Below are 17629 nucleotides of genomic sequence, written 5' to 3'. Positions count from 1 at the left end.
AGGATGGGGCAAGCGGCCTAATCCTTCCGATATGAAAATCCTTATCACGGGTGCCGCCTCCGGCATCGGAAAAGCCTGCGCCGACCATTACCGCGAGCGCGGAGCCGATCTCGTGCTCGTCGATCGGACCGCGGGCAACGGCATCGTCGAGGGCGATGTTTCCGATCCCTCGCTCTGGGAGGGGCTCGACCTTTCGGGCCTCACCCACGCGGTGGTGAACGCGGGCATCGGCGATGCCGCTCCCGTCCATGAGATGCCGTTCGAGAAATGGCGGCGCGTGATGCAGGTCAATCTCGACGGTGCATTTCTCACTCTACGGGCAGCGCTGCGAGCCATCGACAGGGGCGCGATCGTGATCACTGCTTCGGCCACCGCCATCAAGCCGACCCCGATGACCGGTGCCTATGGGGCTTCCAAGGCAGCGGTCGCGCACCTGGCGCGCATCGCGGCCGCCGAAAATGCGCGCCGCGGCGTGCGCGTGAACGTGATCGCGCCGGGCGGTGTCGATACCGCCATCTGGGACGGTCCGATCATCGACGGGCTCGTCGAAAAATTGGGAAGCCGCAAAAAGGCGATTGCCGCGATGGGCGCCGATATACCGGTCGGGCGATTTGCAACGCCCGAGGAAATCGCCCGCCAGATCGGGATGCTGCTCGAGGAAGAGACCATCACCGGGACCATGCTGGTCAGCGATGGCGGCTTCACGCTCTAGCCGATTTTCGGCGTCAGCGCCTGGTCGCGGAGCCCGCGCCAGACCTTCAGTGCCTGGACCGTCTCCGGAACATCGTGGACCCGCACGATCTGCACGCCCTGCTCGGCGGCCTTGAGCGCCAGCGCGATACTGCCCCCCAGCCTCTCGTCCGCCGGCGCTTCGCCCGACAATGCGCCAATCAACCGCTTGCGACTGGCACCGAGAAGGATTGGACAGCCCAGCCCGTGGAAGATGGCGAGGCCATTCATCAATTCGAGATTGTGCGCGACGCTTTTCCCGAAGCCGATGCCGGGATCGACAATGATGTGATCGCGTGAAACCCCTGCCGCGACGACAGCCTCGATCCGCTCTTCCAGCCAGCGGTAGATGTCGACCAGCACATCGTCATAGCGCGGACTGTCCTGCATGGTCTGGGGGTCGCCCTGCGCGTGCATCAGCACCACAGGAATACCCCCGCGGGCGACCACCTCGGCCGATCGCTCGTCCCAGGTCAGCGCCGAGACGTCATTGACCATGTGCGCGCCTGCTGAAATCGCCGCCTCCATGACGGCGGCTTTCCGGGTATCGACGCTCACCGCATTGCCGCCGCGTACCAGCCGCTCAATGATCGGGCGCACGCGGTCCGTTTCATCGCCTTCCCAGACGGTCATCGCGCCCGGGCGGGTGGATTCGCCCCCGACATCGAGGATCGCGGCCCCCGCCCCAGTCATGTCAGCTCCGGCGAAGCAGGCAGCCTCCACCTCCTCATGCTTGCCTCCGTCCGAAAAGCTGTCGGGCGTCGCATTGATGATCCCCATCACCTGCGGCTGGTCGAGGGGAATGGTCCGTTCGCCAAGGCTCAAAGGCCGCGCGGCCCGCGTGAGACAGGCCCATCGCTCGGCAGCCGTGCCATCGAGGCGATCTTCGATTCCCTCGACCGGAACCAGTTCCACCGACTGCCGCCGGCCTTCGCCGTCGAGTCCGATCAGTTCGACCATGGAGAACCAGCAAAGCCCGCCCGCCAGCCGGGCGACCTTGCCATCATGACCGAAAGGAGAATCGACGAAGCCCGTCGGGCGCAAGAGCATGTCCATGCCCCCGCTATAGCCACCAAATCCGCCTCATGTTGAGCACTTTGGTAAGTTTTGGGGGTTAATTCCCTTCTCTGAAAGCAACCGAGCGCGCTCGCCGCGCGGAGATGTCCGGAGGAGCTGTAAAAGCATGCTAGCCAAAAGCGTCATGGCGGTTCTACTTGCCAGCATGTGGCCGCAAGCATTGACCACCGGGGCAACCCCCCTCGCTTTTGAAGATCGTGCGCCGCGCGGCGACGATCGATTCGAGCTGCATTTCGGCCAGGACAAGACCCGGCGCAGCGCCGACGTCTTCGTCTATCGCGCCTCCACTCACTCGGTCTTCGGTCCCGTCCTGTTCATTCTGCCGGGCGAAAAACGCAATGCCCTCGACTATCGCGACGCCTGGGTCGACGCCGCCGAGCGCTATGGGCTGATGATCATCGTGCCTCGCTTCGACAGCCGCGACTATCGCGGCTCGGCGGGATATAATCTCGCCAACATGCTGCGCGAGGAACGGCGCCACCGCTACGATACCCCCGACGTCAATGATCCCGAAGATTGGCTGTTCTCCGACATCGAACGGATCTTCGATCATTCCGTCGCGCGCTATGGCCTCGCCCAGCGCCGCTATGACCTTTTCGGTCACAGCGCGGGGGGCCAGATCGTCCATCGCATGGTGATGTTCGCTCCCGAGGCGCGCATCAACCGCGCCGTTGCCGCGAACGCGGGCTGGTACACGGCGCCGGAACTGAACGCGCCCTTCCCTTATGGCCTCGCGCAGACGCCGCAAGGCATCGAGCCGGTCGAAAATGCATTCGACCGCCAATTGGTGATCATGCTGGGTGAACTGGACGACCGGAGCGAGCGCCGCGGCACCCTGCGCCAGACGCGCCATGCCCGCCGCCAGGGCCGAGGCCGAGTCGAGCGCGGGCAGTTCTTCTATGAAAAGGCACGCGAACTGGCCGATTCGGCTGACATGGAGCTCAACTGGTCACTCGAGGTCGTCGACGGCGTGGGCCACAATTACCGCGAAATGAGCCGCGCCGCGGCGCACCAGCTCTATGGCGCGCCCACGGTCAAATATAGCAGCCTATAATCCGCCGAGGTGCCGCTGGCGCCAGATGTCGAGCGGCTTCAATTCGCCCTTCTCCTCGACCTGCCAGAAAGTCCAGCCGTTGCAGCTGGGCGCGCCCTGAACGAGCTTGCCGACTTGGTGGATCGAACCTTGGTGCTCGCCGCATTTCACTGATCCGTCGAGGCCCACCACGGCCTTCCAGCGCCGTTTGGCGTCCATGAGCACGGTTCCGGCCGGGACCAGCCCGCTTTCGACCAGCAGCCCAAAGGCGACGCGGGGCGCGGAACGCTTTTCCGCCATGGTCACCATATTGCTTTCATCGAGCGGCAGGGTCATCTCGATGCGCTCGCGCGCCGCCGCGATATATTCTTCCTCGCGTTCGATGCCGATCCAGCGCCGCCGAAGCCGCTTGGCCACCGCGCCGGTCGTCCCCGTCCCGAAGAAGGGGTCCAGGACGACATCGCCGGGCTTGGTCGAGGCCAGCAGGACCCGGTAAAGCAGACCCTCCGGCTTCTGCGTGGGATGGACTTTCTCACCTTCGTCATTCTTCAGCCGTTCACCGCCCGAGCAGATCGGCAGCGACCAGTCCGAACGCATCTGGAGATCGTCGTTCAGCGCCTTCATCGCGCGATAGTTAAAGGTATATTTGGATTTCTCACTCTTGGAGCACCATAGCATGGTCTCATGCGCATTGGTGAACCGCGTCCCCCGAAAGTTGGGCATCGGATTGGTCTTGCGCCACACGATATCGTTGAGCAGCCAATAGCCCATGTCCTGGAGAAGCGACCCCACGCGATAGATGTTGTGATAGCTGCCGATCACCCAGATCGACCCGTCATCCTTGAGGATGCGCCGCGCCTCGGTCAGCCAGTCGCGCGTGAAATCGTCATATTGGGCAAAGCTTTCGAAGCGGTCCCACTCATCGTCGCAGGCATCGACCTTCGATCCCTCGGGGCGCAACAGGTCGCCGCCCAGCTGAAGATTGTAGGGCGGGTCGGCGAAGATCATGTCCACCGACTTGTCGGGCATCCGCGCCATGGCGGCGATGCAGTCCCCCTCGATGATCGTATCGAGCGGAAGGCTCTTCGCGACTTGCCGTCGACTACGTTTCTGCGCCCGCGCCAGTTGCGGGGCGCAATAGGCCTCGATCGGGGTCAATTCGTTCATGGGTCCGCCCTTTGCTCTACAGGCGAGCGACCCTGAGTCCTCCGGGACTCGCGGTCAAGTTCGCAAGATGATTCAAGGGCTTGCGGATCGACTCGGATATTGTGCCTGACAAGCAGGCGACCACAAGATGTTGAGTCTCCAGCAATGGGCCGGACTCAACCCCTAGTGGTGTGACTCGAAAGACTCGGACCGGCTCAAATCAGAGAATATTGGGCGATCGGAGCGAAGGAACGGCGATGGAAGTCGCACGGACCCTGTTTGCGGATCGCTTCGACATGGGCCTTGGTGCAATAGCCCTTGTGCTGTCCGAAGCCGTAGCCCGGGTGGATGAGATCGGCTTCGCGCATCATCTCGTCGCGCACTTCCTTGGCGACGATCGAGGCCGCCGAAATGCAGGGCTCGATGCCGTCCCCGCCGACGATCGGGCGGGTCGGCCAACGCCATTCCTCCCGAAAGTCGCCGGGGCTACGATTGCCGTCGACTAGCACTTCGTCCACCGCGCCTTCGAGGGCTTTGCACAGTTGCTCCATCGCGCGATGCATCGCCAGCATGGTGGCCTGGAAGATGTTGATCCGGTCGATTTCCTCGACGCTCGCGACGCCAACGCCGTGAAGGCAATGGGCGCGCACGATCTTGACCAGCTCGGCGCGCCGCTGCGGGGTCAGCTTCTTGCTATCGTCGAGGCCCTCGATCGGATCGGGACAGAGGATGACGGCCGCAGCGACGACGGGACCGGCGAGCGGCCCCCTCCCCGCTTCGTCGACCCCGGCGCGGATCAACGCTTCCTCGGGCGGTCGATCCGGAAGGTCGGATAACGGCGATGCTCGCCCGCCTTGTAGAGGAAGATGGTGTTGCCCGCCGGGTCGCGGGTCCGCGCCTCGCGCCACATCCAGGGCTGGTTGCGCGGGCCATGTTCGAAGGGAATGCCCTTGCCCGCCAGGTCGCGGACGCGGCGGTCGAGGTCGTCGAGTTCGAAATAAAGCGCGGTGAAGTCCTCGACCTCGACCTCGGGATCGCATTGCACCGACAGGGTCGCGCCGCCGCCGCATTCGAAACGGGCGTAGCCGTTGTCGGGGCTGTCGACGATCTGCTTGAGGCCGATCTTGCGGTAGAATTCGACCATTTTCTTATAGTCGGATCCTGTGACGGTTACCTGGTTGAGGCGGGGGGCGGTGTCATTTCCTACATCGAGGCGGACTGCGCCATGGCCCATCGGGCCGTGGCCGCGCCCGAGGCCCGGGGCTTCGAGGAGCGCGAGGCGGACGAAGTCGCGGGCCTTGGCGATGGCGTCGTGGATCTTGTCGCCCTGGCCGAGGAAAGTGGCGACCGCGCTGGCGAGCGTGCAGCCGGTGCCGTGGGTGTGCATCGTGTCGATGCGGGTGCCCTGCCAGCTGGTGATATTGTCTTCTTCGTAGAGGACGTCGGCGACGGCTTCGCCCTCTTCCTCATGCCCGCCTTTCATGAGCACGGGCGCGCCGTGGCGGGCGACCAGTTCGAGCGCGGCGGCGACGGTGTCGTTGCGCGCGGTGAGCCGCTTGAGTTCGGGGATGTTGGGAGTAATGAGCGTCGCCACGTCCATCAGCGCGCCCAGGGCATCGACCGTTTCGTCATCCGAGAGCGTCGCGCCCGAGGTGGCGACCATCACCGGGTCGACGATGATCGGGCAATGCAGACGTTTGAGCCGGTCGGCGACGGTGCGCGCGGCGAAGGCGCTGCCGATCATCCCCACCTTGATCGCATCGGCACCGAAATCCTTGAGGCAGGCGTCGATCTGCGCGACCACCATTTCGGTGGGCACGGGATGGATGCCTTCGACCCCCCGGCTGTTCTGCGCGGTCACCGCGGTCACTGCGGTGAGCGCATGGCCGCCGAGCATGGTGATCGTCTTGATGTCGGCCTGGATGCCGGCACCGCCGCCCGAATCCGATCCGGCAATGACAAGGATGCGCGCGATGCTCACGCCGCTGCCACCGCCTCGCAGACCTGGTCGACCATCGCCTCGACGAGCGAGGGATCATCGCCTTCGGCCATCACGCGGATAACGGGTTCGGTCCCCGACTTGCGGATCACCAGCCGACCGCGCTGTTCGAGCTTCGCCTCGGCATCGGCAATCGCGGCCTTCACCTTGTCATCTTCGAGCGGAGCGCCGCCGCCATAGCGGACATTCTTGAGAAGCTGCGGCACCGGAGTGAAGAGCGACAGCATTTCGCTGGCGGGTTTGCCGCCTTCGACCAGCGCGGCGAGGATCTGCAGCCCCGCGACCAGGCCGTCGCCCGTAGTGGCATGGTCCGACAGGATGATATGGCCCGACTGTTCGCCGCCGAGGTTGCAGCCCGAGGCCTTCATTTCCTCGAGCACATAGCGGTCGCCCACCTTGGTGCGCTTCATGCCGATGCCTTCCTCGGCCAAGCGGCGTTCGAGGCCCAGATTGCTCATAACCGTGGCGACGAGCGCCCCGCCCTTGAGCTGGCCCCGTTCCTTCAGCGTCAGGGCGATGCGCGCCATCAGTTGGTCGCCATCGACGATCGTGCCCTTTTCATCGACCACGATCAGCCGGTCGGCATCGCCGTCGAGCGCGAGCCCGATGTCGGCGCCCGATTCCACCACCGTCTTGCGAAGAAGGTCAGGCGAGGTCGAGCCGCAGTCGCGGTTGATGTTGGTGCCATCGGGGCTGGTCCCCAGTTCGATGACGTCGGCGCCCAATTCCCACAGGGCATCGGGAGCGACATGGTAGGCCGCGCCATTGGCGCAATCGATCACCACCTTCAGACCCGCGAGGCTGAGTTCGCCCGGGAAGGTTTCCTTGGCGAAATGGACATAACGGCCGCGCGCATCGTCGATCCGCTTGATCCGGCCCACCTCTTCGGGGGGCGCCAGTTCGGGTTCCTCGTCGATGAGGCGTTCGATTTCGCGCTCGTCGGCGTCGGACAGCTTGTAGCCGTCGGGGCCGAAGAGCTTGATACCATTGTCCTCGAAGGGATTGTGGCTGGCCGAGATCATCACGCCCATGTCGGCGCGCATCGAATGGGTGAGCATCGCCACCGCGGGCGTGGGCATCGGCCCGACCCAGACGACATCGACGCCGACCGAAGCGAAACCCGCCGACAGCGCATTCTCGATCATGTAGCCCGACAGGCGCGTATCCTTGCCGATCAGCACCTTGTGGCGATGATCGCCACGGCGGAAATGACGCCCCGCCGCCTGCCCGACACGCAGCGCCATTTGCGCGGTCATCGCCGAAGCGTTGACGCGGCCCCTGATGCCGTCGGTTCCGAAATATTTGCGTTCCATGAAAAGGCCAATGATCCCCTGATGCTGTCCGAGCCCACTCGGGAAAGCCGATATGGGGCTTAATATCAAGCCATTAACAGCGGGTTTCGCCCTTGGTTGCAAGTCCACCCGGCCGCGCTAGATTGGCGGATTGCGGAACCGGCCCGAAAGGCAAAATCTGATGCTAAACTGGGCCTCTTCGGCCATCGATGCCCTTGGCAACGCGGTCTTTTTCGAAGTCGAAATCCTTGGTGCGCAGGTCGGCCTCATCGTCATCTGGCTGGCGCTGCCGATGCTTTTCTTCACTTTCTACCTGGGGTTCGTGAACCTTCGGGGCTTCACCCACGGCCTTGCTACGGTGCGCGGGCGCCTCGCTCCGTCGGACGGTTCGGGCGAGATGACCCAGTTCCAGGCGCTGTCGACCGCGCTTTCGGGCACCGTCGGGCTCGGCAATATCGCGGGGGTCGCGGTGGCGCTGGCGATGGGCGGGCCGGGCGCCATTTTCTGGATGTTCGTCATCGGCTGGTTCGCGATGACGCTCAAATTTTCCGAAGTCACGCTGGGCATGAAATATCGCGAGGAAATGCCCGACGGAACGGTGCGCGGCGGGCCGATGTACACCTTGAAGAACGGGCTGGCGGCGCGCGGCCATCCGCGCCTCGGCAAATGGGCGGGCGGCATCTATGCCTTCTTCGCCATCTTCGCCGCGCTTCCCATGTTCCAGGTTAACCAGAGCTTTTCGCAGGCCGGCAATGTCTTCGGACTGGGCGACGATACGGGCACCGCGCTTCTTTACGGACTGGTGCTGTCCTTCTTCACCGCGCTCGTCATCTTCGGCGGCGCGCGCTGGCTGGGCCGCGTCACCGCCGCGATCGTGCCGACCATGGGGTCGATCTATCTCCTCGGCATTCTCATCATCCTCATCGTCGGGTTCGACGAGATCCCCGCCGCGCTGGCGGCGATCGTCGGCGATGCCTTCACCGGCGAAGCCGCCGCGGGCGGCGCGATCGGCGCCTTTGTCGTGGGGATGCGCCGAGCGGTCTTTTCCACCGAGGCGGGGACGGGTTCTTCGGTGATGGCGCACGTCCATGCGCGCACCCGCGAGCCGGTATCCGAAGGCATGGTCGCCTTGCTGGAGCCGTTCATCGACACGGTGGTGATCTGCTCTCTCGGCGGGCTGGCGCTGGTGGTGGCGGGCACCTGGGTCGATCCCGCCCTCGACGATATCGGGATCACCAGCCAGGCCTTTGCCAATGTCGCCTGGTGGATGCCCTATCTTCTTGCCGCGGCGGTCATCCTGTTCGCTTATTCGACCATCTGCGCCTGGGGCTTCTACGGAGCGCAGGCCTGGGGCTATCTGTTCGGCGGCAGCCGGGCCGCGCTGATGACCTACAAGCTGTTGTTCATCGCGCTCCTGCCCGCAGGCGCGATCTTCTCGCTCGATATCGTCATCAGCTTCGTCGACAGCGCCTTCTTCCTGATGGCGGTGCCCAATGTCATCGCGCTGTACCTGTTCGCCCCCGAACTGAAGGCGATGCTCGCCGATTACCGGGCGCGCAAGATGGCGCCCGGCAATCGCGAATGAGGCGCGCCGCCTATTTGCGGTAGGAGGGCGGCAATGCCTGGCGAGCGATGTGGCGGTAGCGGTCGCGAAGCCGCGTCTGGCGCGTCTCTAGGCTTTGCTGCACCCCGTCGATCCACACCTGTTCGGCGGCGCTCGACAGTTCGAGCGGATCGTCCGACCAGACCACGACATCGGCGCGTGCGCCGCGCTTGAGGACGCCAATCTCTCCTGCCATGCCGACCATCGCGGCGGGGCGCGAGGTGATCATCGCGAAAGCCTCGTCCCAGCTCACGCCCTCATGGCCCGGGACGCGGTTCAGAGCGACGAGATTGCCTGCATATTGGCGCTGGTTGCGCGCGCCGCGCGAGACCCATTCGGTAATCAGTGACACCGAGACGTCGACCCCCGCCTTGCGCATCCGCCCGATGTTCGACTGGGTCGCGGCCAATTGCTCGAAGCTGTCGGGGCGGTTGAGCAGCGGTTCGGCGATCACCGGAACGCCTGCCGCGGCGATTTCGCGCGCGACCATCCAGCCTTCGGCGACGCCGACCAGCACCATGTCGAGCCGCGGGAATTCGCGGCGCAGCTTGAGCGCGTTGACGATGTCCACCGCGCGATTGACATGGACGAACAGCTTTTCCTCGCCGCGCACGACGGGTGCGAGCGCACGCAGGTCGGCATCGGTCCAAAGGCTGTCGTCGGGGCCGCCGGGCTGGCGCCCGTCGCGCGCCGCGCGCAGGGCCTCGGTAAAGGTGAGATAGGCCGCCGAGCGCGAGCCGCCCGCGAGGCTGGTGCCGCGCTCGCCCAGCTCGACCAGCTGGAAGGCGCGCGGGCGAGTAATCGGGTCATAGTCGGCGGCGGTGTCGATCACCGCGCCGCGTCCGGCGAAGATATGCTCGCCCGCATTGGGCGCGATCACCGCGCGGGTGACGCCGTCGGCGCGGCTCACTGCCACCGGGCTGGCGGCGGGATTGACCGACCAGCCGATGTCGAGCGCCGCCGAATAGGGGCTGTCGTCGGCATCGCTGTCATCGGCGCCGGGCACCCCGCCATCGACCTCCACGAGGCCGATGCGCGAGAAGCTGGCGACGATGCCGGGGGTAATCCACTTGCCGGGAGCGGCGATGATGGTGGCGCCCGCGGGTATCGTGGTGCCGGGGCCGCCGACCGCGACCACGCGGCCGTCGTTGATGACCACCACGCCATTTTCGATCGGCGGGGAGCCGTCACCCACCACCAGCTTGCCGCCGGTAATCGCGACGGGCTGGGCCGAAAGCGGAGCCGCGATCAGCGCGGCGGCGGCAATGAGAAGCTTCTTCATTTCACATCTCCTTCGCCGGGCTGGCCCAGCTCGAAGTCACTGGTCGGTCGGAGCGCGGGATTGGCCGCGTCATAGAGAAGCGCGCCGTCCACCCAGACCTTCGCGGGGCGGGTGTAGACGCTGTAGGGATTGCCGTTCCACAGCACGACATCGGCCATCTTGCCGGGCTCGAGGCTGCCGGTGCGATCGAAGATGCCGAGCGACCTCGCGGGGTTGGCCGACAGCCAGGTCCAGGCCTCGGCATCGCTGATATCGAGCCCCGCTCGGCGGCCTGCGGCAAGTGCCTTGGCGGTTTCCTGGTTGAGGCGCTGGATCCCGTCGGGATCGTCCGAATGGGTGATCGCGCAGCCCCCCGCCGCATGGACGAAGGGAATATTCTCGTTGATCGCGTCGTAGCTTTCCATCTTGAAGCCGTACCAGTCGGCCCACATCGCCGAGCAGGTGCCTGCCTCGGCGAGGAGGTCGGCGATCTTGTAGGCTTCGACCGCGTGCTGGAAGCTGGTGACCTTGTAGCCGAACTCCTTGGCCATCTGGAGCATGATGCTCATCTCGTCGGCGCGGTAGCAATGGTTGTGGACGAGGATCTCTCCGTCGAGCACGCCGCGCAGCGTGTCGAGCGTGAGGTCGCGCTTGGGCATCTTGCCGCCCTTGGCTTCATATTTGTCCCACTCGCGGTCATAGGCCTCGGCCTTGATCCACTGTTCGCGTGTGACCGCGACATTGGCCATGCGCGAAGCGGGGCCGCCCTTGCCGCCATAGACGCGCTTGGGATTTTCGCCGCACGCCATCTTGAGGCCGTAGGGGGCGCTCGGGAACTTCATGTCCATCACGTTGCGGCCCGGCACGTTCTTGAGCGTGACCGAGCGGCCTCCGAAGAGGTTGGCCGAACCCGGCAGCACCTGGAGCGCGGTGACGCCGCCATTGGCGAGCGCCCGGGAAAAGCCCGGGTCCTGCGGCCAAATCGAATGTTCGGTCCAGACATAGGCGGTGTTGGGGTCGGTGGCTTCGTTGCCGTCCGAATGGGCCTGCACCGAGGGCGCGGGATAGTTGCCGAGGTGGCTGTGCACGTCGATAATGCCGGGCGTGACATACATGCCGGTGCCGTCGATCGTGGCGATGCCCTCGGGGAGTGCCATCGCGGCGGCGTGGCCGACGGCTTCGATCTTGCCGTTCGCGATATAGACCGCGCCATTGTCGATGCGGCCGCCCACGCCGTCGAAGATGGTGGCGTTGGTGATCAGCGTGGGGACGCCGGGATAGGGCTGGTAGCGCGAGGGGTACGGGTCCTTGCTGAAACGCTGCGGCGGAGCATTGTCGCCCGCGCTTTCGGTGCCGCCGACCTGGCAGGCCGTGAGCGCGAGTGCGCTGGTGGCGAGTGCCAGATGTTGAAACAAAGACCGCATTACGAAACCTCCTTGGCCTGATGGGAGGCGCACCATGGCGAGGTTTGGGGCAAAGAAAAAGGGGCGACGCGAACGCCGCCCCTCTTCTTTTGAAACCGGCCGTCCGCTTAGCGGGTGCGCGGCGCGGTTTCCTCTTCGGGATGCATGCCCGGCGCGGCCGGTTCGGCGAGTTCGGCGGTACCCGCCAGATCATCGTCGTCCTTGAGCGTGTCGAGATGCATCAGCTTCTTCACGAAGGGCGAGACCAGCATCACCACGACGCCGATGCCGACGGCATACCAGCCGACCGTCGAGTAGACGTCGATGACGACCTGCTTGCCCGCTTCCTCGCCCACGCCTTCGGCGCCGGTGGCGGCGGCGATGAGGCCCGCGGCGAAGTTGCCGGTGGCCGATGCGAAGAACCAGGTGCCCATGATCAGCGAGGCCATGTGCCCGGGCGACAGGCGGTTCATCGCGCTGAGACCCACGGGCGAGAGGCAGAGCTCACCGGTCGTGTGCAGAAGGTAGATGAGGAAGATGAAGATCACCGGGGTGGCGACCCCGAGACCGACGGCCTGCGCGCCCCACACGAGGACGAGGAAGCCGAGGCCGACCTGGATCACGCCAAGGCCAAACTTCATCGGGGTGGAGGGTTCCCAGCCGCGGCGGGCGAGCCAGGTCCAGAGCGCGGCGAACACCGGTGCGAGAAGCACGATGTAGATCGCGTTGATCGACTGGAACATGGCAGCGGGAACGCCGCCCGTGTCGACATGGCGGTCGGTGAACAGGTTGAGCGAGGAGCCCGCCTGTTCGAAGAGCGCCCAGAAGACGATCGACACGAAGATGAGGAACATGGCCGCGAAGATGCGGTCGCGTTCGTCACGCGAGAGGCGTCCGACGGCGATGTAGAGCACATAGGCAACAAGGCCGAGGCCGAAGATCGCCAGCACCCAGCCGACAAGTTCCTGATACTGGATGGCCAGCCAGCAGATGGCGACCATGCCGAGACCGGCGCCGTAGATCGTCCATTCGCGCGGAAGGCCGACAGTGCGTTCCTTCAGCAGTTCGGGATTCTTCGGCTCGCCGCGTCCGAGCAGGAGCGGCTTGCCCCAGACGAACACGATGAGGCCGAGGAGCATCCCGATGCCGGCAGCGCCGAAGCCGTAGGACCAGCCGAAGTCGGGGTGCATGCCGAGATAGCCGCAGAGCAGCGAACCCAGCGCAGCACCGATGTTAATCCCCATGTAGAAGATCGTGTAGGCGGGGTCGCGGCGGATGTCGGTACGCGGATAGAGCTGTCCGACCATCACCGAGATGTTGGCCTTGAGGAAGCCCGAACCGACGATGATCAGCGCCAGCGCCAGCCAGAAGATATTGATGAAGAAGCTCGATTGGCCGCCATCGCCTTCGAAGGCCATGAAGAAGTGGCCGAAGGTCAGCAGGATCGCGCCGAACAGAACGGCCTTTCGCTGACCGAGATAGCGGTCGGCGAGATAGCCGCCCACCACCGGGGCGATATAGACGAGCGCGGTATAGGCGCCGTAGATGATCGAGGCATCGCTATCCGAGAACATCCAGTGCTGGACGAGATAGAAGATGAGCAGGGCGCGCATCCCGTAATAGGAAAAGCGCTCCCACATTTCAGCGAAGAACAGGACGAACAGCCCCTTGGGGTGTCCCAAGATGGTGCCTGCGCTGTCACCATCGGGCAGCCCCGAGGGGGCCACTGCGTTCGTGTTAGCCATAAAAACCTCCCACTGGCGCGGACCGCCGAGGCCCGTACCATTGCGACAAAAAGATGCCGCACCCTAGCGACGAAATGCGTGAAGTGAAGAGTGTTGTTGCAATTTCCTGTGGCGCTTGGGACACGGGCGCGCATGGAATTGAACGATCGATCGAGCCTGCTGGCCCATCTTGAAACGCGCCGTTCGGGGCGTCCGCGCGACATGGTTGCGCCTGGCCCCGATGCGGAACAGCTGGCGCATATTCTCGAACTGGCCGCGCGCACGCCCGACCATGGCAAGCTGGTTCCCTATCGCTTCGTGATCGTCGAGCGTGACCAGCGTCAGGCATTGGCCGACCTCTTTGCCCGCGCCCTGTTCGACGAGGACCCCGACGCGCATGACGCCAAGGTCGCCAAGACGCTCGACAAGGCGCATCATGCACCGGCGCTGATCGTCCTCGTCTCCAGCCCCGTTCGCGCGCACAAGATCCCCGTTTGGGAACAGGAACTGACCTGCGGCGCGGCGGGGATGAACCTTCTCCACGCCGTCCATGCCCACGGTTTCGTCGGCGGATGGATCACGGGTGCGCAGGCCTATCACCCGATGGTCACCCGCGCTTTCTGCGAGGAAGGCGAGCGGATCGCGGGCTTTTTCTTCATCGGCAGCCCGTGCCAGCCACTCGAGGAGCGCGACCGCCCCGACCCGAGCGAGCTGGTCACGCGCTGGGAGCCGCCCCGCGACTAGAGCGGGTTGCCAGATTTTGCGCGGTGCTGTATTAAGTCAGCATGACGCTTAGAAATCAGGACAAGCCCGTTTACGTTCGCATCCGCGAGGTCATCCTCGATGCGATCCTCGTCGGCCATTATGGCGACGGCGATCCCCTGCCCTCGGTCCGCGCCCTCGCCGCCGAGCAGGGCGCCAACCCCCTGACGGTCGCCAAGGCCTACCAGGGGTTCCAGGACGATGGGCTGGTCGTGGTCAAGCGCGGCGTCGGGATGTTCGTCGCCAGCGGGGCGCGCGCCAAGCTCAAGAGCCGCGAGCGCGACCGTTTCATCAAGGACGAATGGCCCGAAATCCGCGCACGGATGAAGCGGCTGGGCATTTCGCCCGCCGAGCTTCTCGACCGCGAGCAGGCCTAGGCGAGCGTTTCGGCGGGAACGCTGTAGAGGATTTCGGCGCCCGCGCTGGCAGCCGCGCCCTTGCCCAGCGCTTCGGGCACCAGCACCGACAGGAAATATTCGGACGCCGCCTTCGTGCGCGGATCGTCGGTCGCGATCGCGACCTTTTCCAACAGCCATGCCGCTACCATCACCGAACACATGTCGAGGAAGGGATAGCTGCCCGCCAGCTTGTGGTCGGGCGCGGCTTCGCGCAGCATGGTCGCGGTCTGTTCGATGACATCGGCGAGCGCCATCAGCCGTTCGTCCTGCGTGTCGGCATGGACATCGGCAATCAGCCCGTCGAAGGCGAGCCCGCCGTCGAGCCCGAGCTTGCGGCCGACGAGGTCAGCGGCCTGGATGCCGTTGGTCCCTTCGTAGATGGGCGCGATGCGCGCATCGCGTAAGTGCTGGGCGGCACCCGTTTCCTCGATATAGCCCATCCCGCCATGGACCTGGATCCCGAGGCTGGCGACCTCGACCCCGACATCGGTGGACCAGGCTTTGGCCATCGGGATGAGCACCTCGGCGCGCAGCGCGGCTTCGGTATCGCCCGTTTCGCCTTTGTCGATGCAACCGAAGGCATAATAGCAGAGCGCCCGCGCGCCCATGGTGAGCGCGCGCATGCGCATCAGCATCCGCCGCACGTCGGGATGTTCGGCGATCGCGGTGGGGCGCCCGCCGCGCATCCCCTGCGTGCGGTCGAGTGCATAGGCGACCGCTTCCTGGGTGGCGCGTTCGGCAAGACCCACGCCCTGCAGCCCGACATTGAGGCGGGCATTGTTCATCATCGTGAACATCGCGCGCATCCCGCCATTTTCGGGCCCGACCATCCAGCCGGTTGCTCCGCCATTTTCGCCATAGCGCATCACGCAGGTCGGCGAGGCATGGATGCCGAGCTTTTCTTCCAGTCCCGTGCAGACCAGGTCGTTACGGCTGCCGTCGGGGAGGATCTTGGGAACGAGGAAAAGCGAGATGCCACGCGTGCCTTCGGGGGCGCCCGGAGTGCGCGCGAGCACGAGATGGATGATATTGTCGGCAAGGTCATGCTCGCCATAGGTGATGTAGATTTTCTGCCCGCTGATCCGCCAGCTGCCGTCGCCGGCGGGTTCGGCCTTGCTGGTGAGCGCGCCGACATCGCTGCCGGCTTGGGGTTCGGTGAGATTCATCGTCGCGGGCCATTCGCCCGAGACGATCTTATCGAGATAGCGCGCCTTCAACTCGTCCGAGCCATGCGCTTCCAGTGCCTCGACCGCGCCGAGGCTGAGCATCGGGCAGAGTGCGAAGCCGATATTGGTCGCGTTGAGATTTTCCATGAGCGCCGCCGAAAGTGCGAGCGGCATCGCCTGGCCGCCGAAATCCGTGGGCGCCGACAGCGTCATCCAGCCTGCATCGACAAAGGCCCGATAGGCTTCGCGATAGCCGGGCGGCATGGTGACCACCCCGTCCTCAAGCTTCGCCCCCACTTCGTCGCCGATCCGGTGAAGCGGGAGGAATTCGCCTTCAGCAAAGCTGGCCGCGCCTTCGAGCACCGCTTCGACCGTTTCCGGATCGGCATGGGCGAAGCGTTCATGCTGCGCCAACCCTTCGATCCCGACGACATGTTCGAGGAGGCGGGCCTGGTCAGCGACCGGAACGGTAAAGGGCATGCTACCTCCTTGCGGGCGATGTCGTTAGCGCCCATAGCGCGGGCGATGGCCAAGTTTCTAAGGACGGAAATCCGAAGTGCAAGTGAGGGGGCGCTGATCGAGGCCGCCACGCTGATCGGCGACGGCCTGCCCGTCGCTGTGCCGACCGAGACCGTCTATGGCCTTGCCGCCGATGCCACCAATGCCGAAGCGGTGGCGCGCATCTATGAAGCCAAGGGGCGTCCGAGCTTCAATCCGCTCATCGTCCATGTTCCTGACCTTGGCGCCGCCGAGAGGATCGGCATCTTCAGCAAGGAGGCGCGCGCGCTCGCCGAAGGGCATTGGCCGGGCCCGCTGACTCTGGTGGTGCCCAAGCGCGAGGATGCTGGCATTGCCGACATCGTGACCGCGGGGCTCGAGACCATTGCCATTCGCATTCCCGCGCATCCGGCGATGCGCATGCTGCTCGAGATGGTGGGGCGGCCGCTTGCCGCGCCCTCGGCCAATGCCAGCGGGTCGATCAGTCCGACCACCGCGGCGCATGTGAAGAAGAGCCTCGAAGGCCGGATCGCGCTGATCCTCGATGGCGGGGCGGCAAAGCGCGGAATCGAATCGACCATCATCGCCGCGACCGATGGAAGGCTGCGCCTGCTCCGGCGGGGGCCGATCGATGTCGCTGACGCGGTCGAGGAGGATCGCGGGACGATCGAGGCGCCGGGCCAGATGGAAAGCCATTATGCGCCTTCCAAGCCGCTTCGCCTCGATGCCCGGGAAGCCGAAGAAGGCGAAATCCTCATCGGCTATGGCGAAGTCGAAGGCGAACTGGCGCTGGGCAAGGACCCGGTGAGCGCGGCGGCGCGCCTGTTCGCCGCTCTGCACGAAGCCGATGCCTCGCCCTATCCGCGCATCGCGGTCGCGCCGGTGCCGGGCGACGGGCTCGCCGCCGCGATCCGTGACCGGCTCAGGAGGGCTGCGGCGCCCCGGACTTGACCCGCTCGGCGAAGCTCTTCCGGAACTTGGCGAGCTTGGGCGCGATCACCGCCATGCAATAGGGATTGTTGCTCCCTTCGCGGGCGTAATAGTCGCGATGTTCCTGCTCGGCCGGATACCATTCGCCGCGCGGTTCGATGGTGGTCACCACCTTGTCGTCATGTTCGGCATTGGCGCGGGCGATCGCCCGGCGCGCGGCATCGACCTGCGCGACGTCTGAAGTGAAGATCGCGCTGCGGTATTGCGGGCCGATGTCATTGCCCTGGCGGTTGAGCTGTGTGGGGTCATGGGTGGCGAAGAAGATGTCGAGAAGATCATCGAGGCTGATCTGTTCGTCGTCGAACACGACCTTGACCGCTTCGGCATGGCCGGTGTCGCCGCCGCAGACCTGGCGGTAGGTCGGATTGACCATGTCGCCGCCGGTATAGCCGCTTTCGACGCTTTCGACGCCGATCACGTCGAGGAAGACCGCTTCGCTGCACCAGAAGCAGCCGTTTGCGAGAATGATCGTCTGTTGGGCCATGGGGCGCCTTTCTTCGTCTGTCGAGGAGCGAAGATAAGGGGCCTTGAGGCAGGGTTAAAGGGCG

General features: G+C 65.1%; 16 protein-coding genes. 6 read left to right on the top strand and 10 right to left on the bottom strand.

The genetic code is table 11. The annotated features are described in order from the left end of the window. Nucleotides 1–31 precede the first annotated feature (31 nt). Nucleotides 32–712: an SDR family NAD(P)-dependent oxidoreductase gene (locus FHS50_RS02580; RefSeq protein WP_183932824.1), complete on the top strand. Its 681-nt coding sequence runs from the start codon at nt 32–34 to the stop codon at nt 710–712. Here FHS50_RS02580 and folP read toward each other — a convergent pair. Beyond that, nucleotides 709–1785, bottom strand: a complete 1077-nt coding sequence (gene folP, locus FHS50_RS02575) for a dihydropteroate synthase (protein ID WP_183932823.1) — start codon at nt 1783–1785, stop codon at nt 709–711. The genes FHS50_RS02580 and folP overlap by 4 nt on opposite strands. 145 nt (nt 1786–1930) lie before the next feature. Here folP and FHS50_RS02570 point away from each other — a divergent pair, with 145 nt between their 5' ends. Beyond that, entirely contained in the window at nt 1931–2860 is a 930-nt protein-coding gene (locus FHS50_RS02570; RefSeq protein ID WP_183932822.1) for an alpha/beta hydrolase family protein, read from the top strand. Here the strand turns inward: FHS50_RS02570 and FHS50_RS02565 are convergent. The 4 genes from FHS50_RS02565 to glmM form a co-directional block, all read right to left on the bottom strand. Further along, nucleotides 2855–4006: a site-specific DNA-methyltransferase gene (locus tag FHS50_RS02565; protein ID WP_183932821.1), complete on the bottom strand. Its 1152-nt coding sequence runs from the start codon at nt 4004–4006 to the stop codon at nt 2855–2857. The genes FHS50_RS02570 and FHS50_RS02565 overlap by 6 nt on opposite strands. A gap of 194 nt (nt 4007–4200) precedes the next feature. Continuing rightward, nucleotides 4201–4785 carry a ribonuclease HII gene (locus FHS50_RS02560; protein WP_183932820.1) on the bottom strand — a complete coding sequence of 195 codons (585 nt, stop codon included), beginning with the start codon at nt 4783–4785 and terminating at the stop codon, nt 4201–4203. After that, nucleotides 4782–5966 (bottom strand): bifunctional hydroxymethylpyrimidine kinase/phosphomethylpyrimidine kinase, encoded by a 1185-nt coding sequence (gene thiD, locus FHS50_RS02555; protein WP_183932819.1) that lies wholly within the window; start codon nt 5964–5966, stop codon nt 4782–4784. The genes FHS50_RS02560 and thiD overlap by 4 nt, the downstream gene beginning before the upstream one ends. After that, nucleotides 5963–7297 (bottom strand): phosphoglucosamine mutase, encoded by a 1335-nt coding sequence (gene glmM / locus FHS50_RS02550; protein ID WP_183932818.1) that lies wholly within the window; start codon nt 7295–7297, stop codon nt 5963–5965. The genes thiD and glmM overlap by 4 nt, the downstream gene beginning before the upstream one ends. A 160-nt stretch (nt 7298–7457) precedes the next feature. On the opposite strand from glmM, the gene FHS50_RS02545 reads away from it, so the two are divergent. Beyond that, a complete protein-coding gene (locus FHS50_RS02545; RefSeq protein ID WP_183932817.1) occupies nt 7458–8861 on the top strand; it encodes an alanine/glycine:cation symporter family protein in 1404 nt (467 codons plus the stop codon). 10 nt (nt 8862–8871) lie between these two features. Here FHS50_RS02545 and FHS50_RS02540 read toward each other — a convergent pair whose 3' ends face one another. From FHS50_RS02540 to FHS50_RS02530, 3 genes are all read right to left on the bottom strand, one after another. After that, a complete protein-coding gene (locus FHS50_RS02540) occupies nt 8872–10161 on the bottom strand; it encodes an amidohydrolase family protein (protein WP_183932816.1) in 1290 nt (429 codons plus the stop codon). After that, entirely contained in the window at nt 10158–11564 is a 1407-nt protein-coding gene (locus FHS50_RS02535) for an amidohydrolase (protein ID WP_183932815.1), read from the bottom strand. The genes FHS50_RS02540 and FHS50_RS02535 overlap by 4 nt, the downstream gene beginning before the upstream one ends. Before the next feature lie 107 nt (nt 11565–11671). Further along, nucleotides 11672–13288 (bottom strand): peptide MFS transporter, encoded by a 1617-nt coding sequence (locus FHS50_RS02530; RefSeq protein ID WP_183932814.1) that lies wholly within the window; start codon nt 13286–13288, stop codon nt 11672–11674. A gap of 132 nt (nt 13289–13420) precedes the next feature. Between FHS50_RS02530 and FHS50_RS02525 the strand changes: the two genes are divergently transcribed. Further along, on the top strand, nt 13421–14011 hold the full coding sequence (locus tag FHS50_RS02525) for a nitroreductase family protein (protein WP_183932813.1): 591 nt from the start codon (nt 13421–13423) through the stop codon (nt 14009–14011). A gap of 41 nt (nt 14012–14052) precedes the next feature. Continuing rightward, nucleotides 14053–14406 (top strand): GntR family transcriptional regulator, encoded by a 354-nt coding sequence (locus tag FHS50_RS02520; RefSeq protein WP_183932812.1) that lies wholly within the window; start codon nt 14053–14055, stop codon nt 14404–14406. On the opposite strand, the gene FHS50_RS02515 is transcribed toward FHS50_RS02520, so the two are convergent. Further along, a complete protein-coding gene (locus FHS50_RS02515) occupies nt 14403–16073 on the bottom strand; it encodes an acyl-CoA dehydrogenase family protein (protein ID WP_183932811.1) in 1671 nt (556 codons plus the stop codon). The genes FHS50_RS02520 and FHS50_RS02515 overlap by 4 nt on opposite strands. A 45-nt stretch (nt 16074–16118) precedes the next feature. On the opposite strand from FHS50_RS02515, the gene FHS50_RS02510 reads away from it, so the two are divergent. After that, the gene (locus tag FHS50_RS02510) at nt 16119–17042 is read left to right on the top strand and encodes an L-threonylcarbamoyladenylate synthase (protein ID WP_183932810.1); all 924 of its coding nucleotides are present in this window, start codon (nt 16119–16121) and stop codon (nt 17040–17042) included. Here the strand turns inward: FHS50_RS02510 and msrA are convergent. Beyond that, nucleotides 17014–17565, bottom strand: a complete 552-nt coding sequence (msrA, locus tag FHS50_RS02505) for a peptide-methionine (S)-S-oxide reductase MsrA (protein WP_183932809.1) — start codon at nt 17563–17565, stop codon at nt 17014–17016. The genes FHS50_RS02510 and msrA overlap by 29 nt on opposite strands. Nucleotides 17566–17629: the final 64 nt, after the last annotated feature.

Source organism: Sphingomicrobium lutaoense, assembly GCF_014195685.1.
GTDB classification, from domain to species: Bacteria; Pseudomonadota; Alphaproteobacteria; order Sphingomonadales; family Sphingomonadaceae; genus Sphingomicrobium; species Sphingomicrobium lutaoense.
The sequence above is the reverse complement of the archived record's forward strand: the minus strand, read 5'-3'. Positions and strand labels throughout refer to the sequence as shown.

Excerpts from the sequence above, each read along its gene's own strand:
- FHS50_RS02580 (WP_183932824.1), top strand. The coding sequence starts at position 32 with ATGAAAATCCTTATCACGGGTGCCGCCTCCGGCATCGGAAAAGCCTGC.
- folP (WP_183932823.1), bottom strand. The coding sequence starts at position 1,785 with ATGGACATGCTCTTGCGCCCGACGGGCTTCGTCGATTCTCCTTTCGGT.
- FHS50_RS02570 (WP_183932822.1), top strand. The coding sequence starts at position 1,931 with ATGGCGGTTCTACTTGCCAGCATGTGGCCGCAAGCATTGACCACCGGG.
- FHS50_RS02565 (WP_183932821.1), bottom strand. The coding sequence starts at position 4,006 with ATGAACGAATTGACCCCGATCGAGGCCTATTGCGCCCCGCAACTGGCG.
- glmM (WP_183932818.1), bottom strand. The coding sequence starts at position 7,297 with ATGGAACGCAAATATTTCGGAACCGACGGCATCAGGGGCCGCGTCAAC.
- FHS50_RS02545 (WP_183932817.1), top strand. The coding sequence starts at position 7,458 with ATGCTAAACTGGGCCTCTTCGGCCATCGATGCCCTTGGCAACGCGGTC.
- FHS50_RS02540 (WP_183932816.1), bottom strand. The coding sequence starts at position 10,161 with ATGAAGAAGCTTCTCATTGCCGCCGCCGCGCTGATCGCGGCTCCGCTT.
- FHS50_RS02535 (WP_183932815.1), bottom strand. The coding sequence starts at position 11,564 with ATGCGGTCTTTGTTTCAACATCTGGCACTCGCCACCAGCGCACTCGCG.
- FHS50_RS02530 (WP_183932814.1), bottom strand. The coding sequence starts at position 13,288 with ATGGCTAACACGAACGCAGTGGCCCCCTCGGGGCTGCCCGATGGTGAC.
- FHS50_RS02525 (WP_183932813.1), top strand. The coding sequence starts at position 13,421 with ATGGAATTGAACGATCGATCGAGCCTGCTGGCCCATCTTGAAACGCGC.
- FHS50_RS02520 (WP_183932812.1), top strand. The coding sequence starts at position 14,053 with ATGACGCTTAGAAATCAGGACAAGCCCGTTTACGTTCGCATCCGCGAG.
- FHS50_RS02515 (WP_183932811.1), bottom strand. The coding sequence starts at position 16,073 with ATGCCCTTTACCGTTCCGGTCGCTGACCAGGCCCGCCTCCTCGAACAT.
- FHS50_RS02510 (WP_183932810.1), top strand. The coding sequence starts at position 16,119 with ATGGCCAAGTTTCTAAGGACGGAAATCCGAAGTGCAAGTGAGGGGGCG.
- msrA (WP_183932809.1), bottom strand. The coding sequence starts at position 17,565 with ATGGCCCAACAGACGATCATTCTCGCAAACGGCTGCTTCTGGTGCAGC.